At 57.9% G+C, this 12034-nt stretch carries 4 protein-coding genes, 1 tRNA gene and 1 pseudogene; 4 read left to right on the top strand and 2 right to left on the bottom strand.

Features of this window, described 5'->3' with window-relative positions; all coding sequences use genetic code 11:
• The first annotated feature begins 8 nt into the window (after positions 1-8).
• Positions 9-98, top strand: a tRNA-Ser gene (locus ACZ0AE_RS12010).
• A gap of 84 nt (positions 99-182) precedes the next feature.
• Positions 183-573 (top strand): annotated as a pseudogene (locus ACZ0AE_RS12005) (DUF6538 domain-containing protein); the annotation flags it as partial.
• Positions 574-1399: 826 nt separating this feature from the next.
• Here ACZ0AE_RS12005 and ACZ0AE_RS12000 read toward each other — a convergent pair.
• On the bottom strand, positions 1400-3160 hold the full coding sequence (locus tag ACZ0AE_RS12000; RefSeq protein WP_463601232.1) for a wall associated protein: 1761 nt from the start codon (positions 3158-3160) through the stop codon (positions 1400-1402).
• A gap of 219 nt (positions 3161-3379) precedes the next feature.
• Positions 3380-4429, bottom strand: coding sequence for a hypothetical protein (locus tag ACZ0AE_RS11995; protein ID WP_463601231.1), 1050 nt, complete (start codon positions 4427-4429; stop codon positions 3380-3382).
• Between the two features lie 508 nt (positions 4430-4937).
• Here ACZ0AE_RS11995 and ACZ0AE_RS11990 point away from each other — a divergent pair.
• Positions 4938-9341, top strand: coding sequence for an RHS repeat domain-containing protein (locus ACZ0AE_RS11990; protein ID WP_463601230.1), 4404 nt, complete (start codon positions 4938-4940; stop codon positions 9339-9341).
• Between the two features lie 848 nt (positions 9342-10189).
• Positions 10190-11476, top strand: coding sequence for a MobQ family relaxase (mobQ, locus tag ACZ0AE_RS11985; RefSeq protein ID WP_463601229.1), 1287 nt, complete (start codon positions 10190-10192; stop codon positions 11474-11476).
• The last annotated feature ends 558 nt before the right edge of the window (positions 11477-12034 follow it).

Genomic DNA, 12034 nt, shown 5'->3' with positions numbered 1-12034 from the left:
ACCGATACGGAGAGATGGCCGAGCGGTTTAAGGCACCGGTCTTGAAAACCGGCGAAGGGTCAAACCTTCCGTGGGTTCGAATCCCACTCTCTCCGCCAATCACGCATAAATCACTGATTCTAAAATAGAATTTTTGATGTGTCCTGATTGGGAGGCGGAAAGCATGCAGAGGCGACAATCGCATGCGCATCCCTCACCATTTGAGTCGGTCCGAGACCGGTCGCTGGTCTTTCGTCCAGCGCGTTCCCGTCGACCTTCAAGCCGTGCTCGACTGCCGGCTGATCAAACGCACCCTCCGAACGAAAGATCTAGCCCAGGCGCACGTGCGTGCGGTCGTGCTGGGTGCAGGCTATGCTCGACTCTTCGCACAGTTGAAGGATCAACGCGTGGCCAACCTCAGCAAAACGGATGCTGACCTTCTGATTGATCGTTTGACGAGCGCTGAGAACCTGCGCGAACTCACGTTGAACCGCACCCGGGCAGCGGACGGGACGGTCACGGAGCAGTGGCAGATCGACAGCCCGAAGGGCTTGAAGCTCTACCGGCAGCTCATGGAGTTGGAAGCGATGGCGGCAACGCTCCAGCAGCCTGAAGCTGCACACAGAGGGCCGATTCGCGAGATCTGGCCACAGGTGACGCGCGCGCCTGGGGCGGCGCCGGCTCAGGCCATCGAGACGATCACGTTGAATGCCTGGCTTGTGGGCGTCCACGCCACTGTATCTACGGTAGGGGGAATGATGCTGCTCACCCGCCCCATGCTGTCGTAGCCGTAGCTTGTAGTGCTTCCATTCTCGTCGGTGACCTGAGTGACCAGTCCTTGGTCATTGACCGCTGCATTGATCGAGGTGCCGTCGGCGTGGACTATCCTTTGGGGGATTCCTCGCTTCCAGTTCTCGAACCCAGTGGCATTCCCCGCGGCGTCGCGGCTACTGGCAGCGGCGCAGGTCACCTGTTTGGGATTCTAGGCCATATTGTGGAATCCCCGTGGCGAAAGTGCCCGGCTTCAGCGTGATTGCGACGGTTTGTCGCACCTGCGGCCAGCCCCGACGGGGGCGGATGGCCATTCATCAAGTGCGTCGCTACTGCTCCCTGGCCACAGCTCAGGAGCAGCGCGCTCACGTCAGTGACGGGCGTTGTCTTTGGCCTTGCTGACTCTCTGTATTCGATGGTGGCGGGCTGCCCGTGGTGCGAGGTGATCAAGGCGGAACGAAGCGCATCGCTTCGTCAGCAAGTCTGCGGCGCGCGTGCTGGGTTTTGCCCCATCGGATGGTGCGCGAAAACCTAGAAAGGGTGCGGCCCTGCGCTGCAGATTCATAAGGTGCATGTTGGGAAGTGTGTTCCTCAATTGTCGGCTGCCGCACTTCCAAGCGAACTTGCGCTCTGCCTCATTCGCCGGTATTTAGGGGGCCGGGGCGTTGGATTCAGTAATGCTGATTGGGCGCGCCATGGCATCATATGCGTTGACCCGCCAAGTGTATCTGTAGCCATCTTGCAGGATGGAACGCTCGCGCAATGGCACCAGTCGTGACAGATACCAGCCTCTGCCAGCAGCAGGCATAATGCTTGTTCCAGCATAAAGAGAGAATTGGCTAGGGTTGCCGAACTCGTAGACATTCGTCTCCACGCGTCCAGGGCGCTCTGTTCGCAGGAGGTAACCCTCCGAGTGGTCGGCCCTATTGCTGAACACATATGAAGTCTTTATGCCGGACGGATCAGTAACTTCTACGCGCTTCTCGGCGGGTGATGAGGCGGTGCAGGTGAGAGGGTCGTTGGCAGGGAGGCCGCTAGTGTAACAGGCGTAATCAGGGCCGTAGTTGTATGTCCAACTGTATGCTTCGCTCAAGCCAGGTCCGCTCAGAACTTTTTTGGTGAGTGACCATGCGTAATACCTTGAAGGAAAAGTCTCCACCGTCTTATCGACCCATGCTGTGTTGGGCTGAGCACTGCAACCGTAATGCTCGTAAGAGCGGCCATGAAGCGTTGGACTAATGGTAAATGAGGCTACTGCGCCACTTGGATGCCGCATTGAACCGGTCGTCTCGAAAGTAGGAGTTCCAGGGAATTTGCAGCGCGCGCGCACTGCTGGGACGTTGCCTGCTGCTTCGAATGAAAGGTTCAATCCGGGCGTGAAGGACCAGTAGGACTGGTCTGGCAACGTAACGGTTGTTAGTACGCCTGTTGAATAGTCGTAATTCCAGACCTGCCCCGCGGCTCGTACTTGGGAAATGCGATGACCATTGTAGGAGAACTCAACGAGTCTCCCATCGTTGGCGGATATGCGATTTAGATGTCCGGTCGATGCGTCCCAGTCGTAGCTTAAGGTGTTGCCAAATCTATCCTTAGCACTTATGGGATAGAGACGGTGATCTAGCCTGCGGAGCACGAAAGGCGTTGGGGTAAGAATAGGGCCGCTTGGCGATGGTGCCGGGCCATAATTGATAATCGGCAGCTCGAAGCGGCGTACCATGAATGCAAGCTGGTAAGTGATCCCTTGAGGCGTCAATACCTCAAAACCCTCCTCCGCTCCGCCATTCATCGAAATGCATCGAATCGCAGCGCCAGACTTTGTTGTGAGAGGGTAGTCTAGGCCATTGTTGGGTCGCGCGCGGCCGTCCGCAGTGACTTTCAATAGCTCTTCCTCTCCAACCCCGGGAAGGTAGAGAAAAGTGCCATGCCAAAACTCCTCAGAAGGAACGTAGTACACGGGCTTCACTGGGCTGGGATGGGTTCCTTCAACCATTTCGTCCGCTGGCCATGCGTACTTTGAGCAACGGTTGAAGTTCTTGCCCCCCAGTCCAGAGTTCCATCCATTGGCCTCGGAAAAGACGCCATGGACTGAAGGCAAGGCAAGGTCCCAGTCGGAGAACAATCTTGTCCCGCCCTGGGCGCCTGCTGTCATTTTGCGACTCACCGCGATATCGAGGTCCCCGACACCGGGCAAGACAAGATCTGTTTGAAGGAACTCCAACGCGCCGGTATACAAGCCCACCTTATCGCCGAACACGTCATCCGCCGATAAGCCCTGCACCGTGGAACTTGCACGAAGCCTAGCCGGGTAGTCCTCGGCCACAGTGACGGACGAGGCAGCGCTGGCGTCAAAGCAGCAACCCAGAAGCAGCATGAACTTCCCAGTTGCTATTGCATCTTTCACACGTCCCACGGGCTACTCCTTTAGCTTTGTGCGCTAGTTGAAAAACTGGAAACGCAGTGGCGACTCTGGTGCTGATCGCCCAGCAGACCTGCCTCCTAGCTGCGCACGTAGCAAGGCGGGCGAGAAGATTGAAAAGTGCGTTCGCTAAGTGCTCCAGCTTCGGACCTCAAACAGCAAGATTGATGGAAGCAATGGCTGTGCGATAGGCCAGGCATTGACGCAGCCGACCTAACGAATGATTGACTGCGGCTTTCCAAAAATATCGCGTGCGATCGTCGTCACTGCCCCGTTGGGTCGCTGAACCCTGATGGGCACATCGTAGGACGGCGTCGAGAATACCTGGTACCAACTACGGGTCTGAGCACCACTCGGCTCAGTCACAACGGTGTACGGCCCTGTCGCATCCGCACCGTAGGTGGTCGTCGTGATCAGCAATCCTTGCTCACTATCTTGGCTGCTCGCGATCGTGCGGCCCAGCGCGTCAAATTCAGTCCAAATTCCCGATGTGGGACTAGAGGATGCGGACGGATAGGAAGCGAAAACCGCTCTTCCCGCGCTGTCATAGGCAAAGCGCAGGAAGCTCTGAGTCTCCGAAAGCCGAGCTGCGTCGTACTCCCACACGATCAACGGTCGCCAGAGAGCATCGAAGTAGGTCACCTTTACCGCGTTGCCCGTAGTGATTGTCTGTCGCCAGTGACCCGCTGCGATTCCATGCTCCACATTTCCGACCGATTCGAACACTTGCGTTGTCGGAGTCCAGTTCACGGTGTCGCCAGTTGGCGGAGTGATGCTGCTAATGCGGCCCATGCTGTCGTAGCCGTACTGCATAACGCTACCGTTCTCGTCTGTTACCTGCGTAATCCAGCCCCGGTCGTTGACCACTGCTGATTGCGTGGTGCCGTCAGTATTCGTGATTGTTTGAGGTACGCCGCGCTTCCAGTTGCCGTAGTGGGTAGCGTTGCCGGCGGCATCGCGACTGGCGGATAGTGTGCCGTCGGGGTTGTAGGCGAGCGTGCTCTGCAGCTTTCCGTATGATGATTGAGTCAACGGCAGGGCAGTGACAGTGTCGAAGGTTGTAGATTCCACGCTGACCCCATTGACAGTGCGGTCAGAGATCTGACCTAGCACCCATTGACCTGCGTGATCGTAGTATGTGATCCGCGTGCTTCGAGAATACTGCTGGGCCATTGCGGGTGCGATAGCGCTGGCCGACGCCAGTGCGATGAGTACCCACCGGATAGATCGTTTACGCATATCCACTTCCTCGTGAAATAGCATCCGCGCGCCTGGCCGCGCTCCTCGTCCCCGTGTGCTTCAAATGCCCCCGGCCTCTGGTCGCCGCCCGGATATGTATCGGCGATATCTGACAAGAGTTCCCCTCGGACTTTGCCGAAGCCTACAACAGGCAAAGGTTGTGCGGAAGGCCCACCCACGGACCCCTGTGGTGGGTGCACGGGACGGATGCCGTGTGATATACAGCCGTCCAAGGGGGCTCATTGGGCAACACCGAGAGCGACAGCGATGGAAGCCTAGCCCGGGGAAAGGGGGAGGGGCACAGACTTGTCCAGAGTCAGTAGGGCGGGGTTAGGCCGGATGGCGCCCGTTGGGCGGCGCGGCTGGGAATGGGTCGTAGATCCGCTGGCTTTGAGGTGCGGCATCTCTGTTATTCGGCACGAGCAAAATTACTAGCAACAGCATGGTCCTGGAGCGGAATTGCTCCAACTGTCTCGGTAGCGACAATCCATCTATAGCTTTTCAACTGATTCGACGTTCAAGGAAGACGAATGTGACTGTCAGAACACTCACTACCCGGCTCTTGTTGTTCTTCGTGTTGATATCGAGCTACTTGTTGCCTGACGCCAAGGCTCAGGGCTGGATAGACCTAAAGGGGCCTGCACAGACCACTTACGACGCGCCAGGAACGTATCAGTTCCAAATCAATAGCGGCGTCGTTGGCACCGGTCCGAAGGCAGAGTTCCTAACGGATATGCGGCTGTTGCGCAACAACGTTACGGTGACGACGTTGCCCGTGGGAACCCATGCAGAGAATGGCATTTCTGCCGGTACCTACGACTACGTGCTGAAAGCTACCGCGGTGAAGTACATCAATGGCGATGAGTACACGCGATTCCTGACCTCCCAAGTCATTCGCATCACGGTTAATGCCCCCCCCGTGCCCTTTGATGGTGCGGAGTTCGTGTCGTCGAACTATCCGCGCAACATGGATCGTGGATTGGCCTATTCGGGCAGTGTCACGTTCCGGAATGCTGGAAATACGACATGGCGAGCAGGAGATGGCTACCGTCTCGGACAGGCGCAGGGCTACTCCAGTGGGCACTTTGGCGTTGGTGAGATTGCTGTGCCCTATGATGTTCCACCGGGAGGTGTTGCGGAGTTTGCCTTTACCGCCATTGCGCCGATGCCCATAGGTGAGTATCTGCTCCAGTGGCAGATGAACCGCAACGGCACACGATTCGGAACTACCAGTGGCGTTGGAGCCGTTATTGTGGGCGGCAAGTTCAACAGCGCCATGTCGTATGAGCAGAGCGTGCCCACGACCATGGTGGCCGGTCAGTCCTACGCGGTGAAGTTCCGATTCCGAAACGGTGGAAACACGACGTGGTCGGCGGCAACCGGCTATTCGCTTGGCTCCTGGAACCCCGCCAACAACAGCACCTGGGGAGTGGCGCGGGTTCCGGTTAAGGACCAAGTGCCGGGCGGAGTTGGAACGTTATTCGAGTTCAACGTGGTAGCCCCATCGCTCCCCGGTACGTACAGCCTCCAATGGCGCATGCTGGAGGAGGGCATTGAATGGTTCGGCGATCCTACGCCCGACGTTCAAGTGGTCGTGACCGGGCCGCCCTCGGAAGTGATCGGGCACATTGACGAAGTGAGTGGCGGTGGCCTGATCCGAGGCTGGGCCTGTTCGACCCGTATCGACGCATCCATTGATGTACATGTCTACCTCGGGGGCGCGGCCGGCACCGGGACATTCGGTCTATCCGGAGCCGCAAATGAAGCGAGCGAGCCTGGCATAAATGCCCAATGCGCTGCAGGCGGAAATCACCGTTTCTCACTCCAAATGAGCAAACCCCTTCGCCAGCAAAATGCCGGCAAGGCAATATACGTTCACGGGATCTCGCCAGTTGGTCAGCCGAACAAGACAATTGCTGGTTCGGGTAACTTCCGCATTCCAGCCAACTTGCCGCCATCAATTACCTTTACTGCTCCAGCGGCTGGTTCGGTATTTGGTGAGGGAACATCTACTCTGCTGAGCGCCGACGCATCAGATCCAGACTACGGCGTAGCTTCGGTGACCTATCTGGCGGATGGCAATGTGCTTGGTAGCAGTGGGGAGCCATACCAGCGGAACTATGGGCCCATCACCGAGGGCGTGCATGCTGTGCAGGTCTACGCCACGGACACTAATGGAGCGACGACATATGCCCCGGCCAAGACGATCTACGGCTCGCGGGTAGTCGGTGATATCGGCTTGTCCAACGGTGCGATCTTTGGATGGGCATGCTCCACTTATGTTTCAAGCTCTATTGCTGTCCATCTGTACCTAGGCGGCGCCGCGGGGACTGGTGCCTCCTACGGTTCGTTCAATGCCAATCTTGCCAGCGAAGCTGGAGTCAATACTCAGTGCAAAACGCAGGGAACAGCATACCGCTTCAGCATCCCAGTCACCGACGCCATGGTTCGCGATCACGGCGGCAAGAAGATCTATCTTCACGGCATCTCGCCGGTGGGTGGGGGCAACAACCTCCTATCCAATTCAGGCGCCTTTTCAGTTCCGGTCAATGCAGGGCCATCCGTCTCGCTGACATCTCCTGGCAATGTTGAACTGGAGAGCCCGGGCCAAGTGCGCCTAGTGGCAAGCGCGAGTGATCCTGATGATTCGGTGGCTCAGGTGGCTTTCTATCGCGATAGCCAACAGGTCGCCACGCTTACCTCTGCCCCGTACGAGTTCACTATTACCGGCTTGGCACCAGGCATTTATCAGTTCTATGCTGTCGCCACAGATCGACGAGGCGCGGCTGCAACGTCCGGTACGGCCACAGTGACTGTAGTTCAGGCACAGTCGCCTTCAGGAGTGACCCGTAGCTATGTCTATGACCAGTTCCAAAGGTTGTGCAAGACTATCGAACCGGAGACCGGGGCGACCGTAGTCGAATATGACATCGCTGGTAACGTGGCTTGGACCGCATCCGGCCTTGACCTTTACGATACTGGCACTTGTAGCAGGGCCGAAGCCGCTGCATCCGGTCGTCGTGTTGATCGGAGCTACGATGCCCGCAACCGCGTGGTCAGCGTCCGCTTCCCGGACCGCAATGGAGACCAGGACCTTCTGTACCGCAACAGTGGCCAGTTGCGAGAAGTAACCACTTGGAATGCGGATGGCAGCGAAACCACTGTCAATACGTTCCAGTACAACAAGCGAAATTTGCTGATTGGTGAAGGCGCGAATAGCTCTGGACGGCCTACCTGGTCCGTAGGCTATGGCTACGACACGATGGGTGCGCTGGCAACGGTGATCTACCCCAGTGGCTTGACGGTAACCTACAGCAACAGTGCACAGGGGCGGCCATTGAGCGTTTCGGCCGCAGGTACGTCATTGGCCTCTGGAGTGCGCTACCACCCTAACGGCAGTGTTCAGTCCTTCACCTACGGCAATGGAATTACTCATAGCACCGTGCTTAACGCTCGCCAGCTACCGTCCGAGCAGGTCGACACCGGCATCATGGCTTATCGTTACGGTTACGATGCCAACGCAAATGTTACTAGCATCGCGGATCTCCAGCAGGGAGCCCCGTACGACCGCGTCATGCAATACGACTCAAGTAACCGTCTCCTGGCTGCCGGATCGGCCAGCTTTGGAGGTGATCATTGGCACCGCTACACATACGACGCGCGAGATAACCTTCTGTCGTCTTCACTCGGTGGGGTAAAAGATCATCGCTACTGGTATGACTCGCGCAACCGCCTGACAAACATCCTCGCTCAAGATGGCGCGACTGTCATGGGGTTGAGCTACGACTCACAGGGGAACCTGCTCAACAAGAACGGTCGAGTCCACCAATTTGACATGGGCAACCGTCTGCGCGCCATCCCGGATCTCGAAGGCTATCAATACGATGGCGCAGGCCGACGGGTCGTTACCTCGGATTCAAGCGGCGACAGGTTGCGCTCATTCTATAGCCAAGGCGGGAGGTTGCTCTTCGAGCGGCGTCGACTGAGCGGTCCTATTGAGTACATCTACCTCGCTTCTCGACTGCTTGCTAAGCAGGAGGGCGGTGTCATCAGCTACCAGCACGTGGACTCGCTGGGGAGTCCTGTGGCGACTACCGACGCCATTGGGCAGGTTGCTGATCGCACCCAGTACGAGCCCTACGGTCAGGCGATTGGCAAGGCGGTAGACGGCATTGGCTACACTGGGCACGTCTCAGATGCCTCGTCTGGGTTGGTGTACATGCAGCAGCGCTACTATGACCCACAGATTGGTCGGTTCCTATCTGTAGATCCGGTTACCCCCTTCCAGAACAATGTTGGGATGTTCAATCGCTACAGGTACGCCGCTAACAATCCCTATACATACTCTGACCCGGACGGAAGATGTGACACCTCGTTCTGTCAGTTCTGGGGAGGCGTTCTTCGAGCTGCAGGCGATGGGGTCTTCAGTATTGGCAGAAATGCCGGTCCGACTGTCTACGGCACAGTCGACATGTCGCAGTATCGCTCGACGGACACGACGCCGTTGTTTGGTGCTCCTAGCAGTCAAGTTGGTCAGGGCGGATACAAATTTGGTAGCGCTCTGCTCGTCTCTGAGGGGATAGCAGCCCCTGCTAGGATGGCCGGGGCAGGAATAAGGCTGCCCGCTCAAACGAAAACTGTGGGCCGCTGGATGAGCCCAGCCGAACTCGCTGCGATGAGAAGAACAGGACGTGTGCAAGAGGGGCTAGGTGGTCAGACGCGTGTTTCGGATCCGCCCAGTGCTGATACGTATCGCGCAGCACCAGCCGGCGACATGTATGTGGAATTTGATGTCCCTTCTCATAGGGTTCTTCCACATTCAGAGGGAACCGGCCGAATTCCTGGCCCCAATAGCTTTGATGCCCGTGTGCGAGGGAGAGATCCGAAGGATTACGAAATGCCTAAGTTCGATGGAAACACTCGGGAGCCGCGATAGTGAATAGTTCACCTCTCAAAATTTGGATGGCCAATAACGCAGAGATGCTAGAGGGGAAGGGGTACACGCTTAGATACTCGGAAGATGACCTAGGCCGCGCTACGCTCGATCTAGACGGCCGCGATTTTGTTGGCACAGTCAGCTACTGGCCGAACGGCACTTTTGAAGTGCTAATTGGATCAGCCGAGAGTGGAAGAACAGTGCTTATCAAGACTCTCACGAGTAATCACGAGGCTGAACTGACTCGCGTCTTGGTTGAGGGTGAAATCATCTAGGTTTTACTCCATGCTCAACCTGACGATCGTGCTTCGTCAGCGCAGACGCTGCTGCGCACTTGTTGCCCACGCGGTTAAGTGTGCATCGTACTTCCGCTTTGATGGGTGGCGGCGTCAGCGTGCCTTACCAAGTGGCGAGCACGGGGTGATGCAGCGTTGAACGTGCAGAGGGGCCGGCATTGGGTGAAGCGGGGGAGAAAGATCATTGGGAAAATTAGCGATGCGGTTTCGGAGCGATAATAGTGAATAGCAAACGCTCCACCCTTCCATGGAGTGGCTTCTTTCGCTCATGGTAGTGATTGGTTGCGGTCATGGTGGATTCCTTCATGAGGTTGAAACCAGTCAACCAAAGAAGTTGGTGCCGTCAAGATCGCTCGCATCTGAAAATGTACGAACGTGCAACGCTCAATGAGCGCTCAAAAAACATGCTTAAAGGAACAATGCAAGAGCGCACTTAGGTGTAACTCTGTTACACGTGCGCAAAGGGCTTCGCCCCTTGAACCCCAAGCGGTTTCCCGCTTGCGAAGAGAAAAAACAAAAGCATGAAGACTCCGACCAATCACGGAGATCTCAATGGCTATTTACCACACCAGCGTCAAAACCTTCAGCCGTGCGCGAGGCCAGTCCGCCGTCGCGGCGGCCGCCTATCGCGGCGGTCTGCGCCTTCAGGACTTTCGGACAGAACAAGTGCACGACTATCAGCGCCGCAGTGGTGTCGTCGCAAGCACGTGCCAGGGCCCTCCAGAGGCGCCACCATGGGCCTTGATTCCAGGCGAACTCTGGCCCGCGGTCGAAGCAGCCGAGCGTCGCAGAGACGCCACGATTGCACGCGAGTTCGAAGTGTCGCTGCCACACGAGCTCGATGCCGAACAGCGCAGTGAACTTGCTTGGGCTATTGCTGACGCGCTAGTAGTCCGCTATGGGTTCGTCGTCCAAGCAAGCATCCATTCGCCGCCAACCACTGATGGTGTGAACCACCACGTCCACATCCTGGCAAGCACACGGCGGATCACTGGAGAAGGGTATGGTGACAAGACCAAAGAGCTGGATGGTGGGCCGACGGGGCGTATCGAGGTGGAGTGGGTTCGCGAGGCCGTGGCGTCCACGATCAACTCGCATCTGGAGGCGGCTGACATCCGTTCCCGCGTGGACCACCGCAGCTTGGAAGAACAGTCTCAGATGGCATTGTTGGTGGGGGATCCACTTCGGGCAACGCTGCTCTCTAGGGAGCCTACGCGTCACCAAGGAAAGGTCGCGACGGCGCTTGCCAGGAAAGGTCAGGCCACCCACGTCGAAGAGACCAACCTGTCGATTCAGCAGGAAAACGACCAAGAGTTCGAATCGCTGATCCAAGACGCTGTGGCAGAGGGTCGGGCCATTGGACTTCCTCCCACGCACGAGCACCGGGCTGCACTCGCTGGGCGGGCGAAGCAGAAGTCTGCCGCGCCTTTTCTCGTGGTCGGCGATCTAAAAATTGAGGGAGTGATGGGCATCCTGCTGCCTCCCATTGAGAACGGGGTGTTGGGGCCAGAGCGCCCCGCGAGGCAGTGGAACTGCCTTCAGTGGATTGATGTTGCACTGAGAGACCTCTGGGAGATTACCCAGACCCGGGCAGACTTGGCTTTGGGCGTTGTTCGGGAGTGGCTTGCGGATGTGCGCCGTCACTTGGTCCGCTTTGGTGACAACGTCCAGGCACGCCCGTTGGTCGCATCTGTTGCGGTCAAGATCCGCACGCTCAAGCAGGCGTTGCTGAGGAGGGGGCGAAGGGAGAGCGCGGTCCGGCGAGCAGAGCGGCTTCACCACATGGCGCAGCAGCAATGGAAGGGCTTCAACGCGGACCACCCACGAGAAGGTAGCTAGTGGTCGCCCAAGGAATGGGCCAAACGCCGAGGGAGGCGTCTGGCTGTGCTCGAGATGCGGTCAATCGAGTTGGCTAAGGCCCAAGAGAGGGCGCCTCAGCCTGCGCTGGACGCCGCCGAAAGAGACATCCTTCAACAAGCGTCGGAGTTGGCTCAGTCTTGCGGTGAGTTGCCCGCATTCGTGTCGCCGTCGGTGCGCAGGGTCCCGCAGGTGCCTCGGCTTGGTCTGGCATCGCGGCCGTCGGCGCCGCCGAGTCCATAAAGCGAGTGGCCCCGCAGTTGCGGGGCCACTTCTTGCTCAGTGCAGACCAGGTCGTCTGCCCAGCTTTGGCTTCGGACCGGGCACGGGTGTGTTGATCCTGCTGCTCCGCCATTGCTCCATTGATTCTGGCATTTCCGGTGGTGGGAGTGAGCGGTCAACGGGCATTCTCTGCGATCTGCCGGCTGCGGGTGGGGGAATGCAGCTCCCCGGGGGCGTAGTCGGTCCCCACTGCCTCATCAGTTCGGCGGCGACATCCAAAGCATGCCGAACATCTACGTCGCGATCGTCGATGTCCCG

Source organism: Stenotrophomonas sp. AC248, assembly GCF_979258185.1.
This window is presented reverse-complemented; position numbering and strand designations above follow the sequence as displayed.

Excerpts from the sequence above, each read along its gene's own strand:
- ACZ0AE_RS11995 (WP_463601231.1), bottom strand. The coding sequence starts at position 4,429 with ATGCTATTTCACGAGGAAGTGGATATGCGTAAACGATCTATCCGGTGG.
- mobQ (WP_463601229.1), top strand. The coding sequence starts at position 10,190 with ATGGCTATTTACCACACCAGCGTCAAAACCTTCAGCCGTGCGCGAGGC.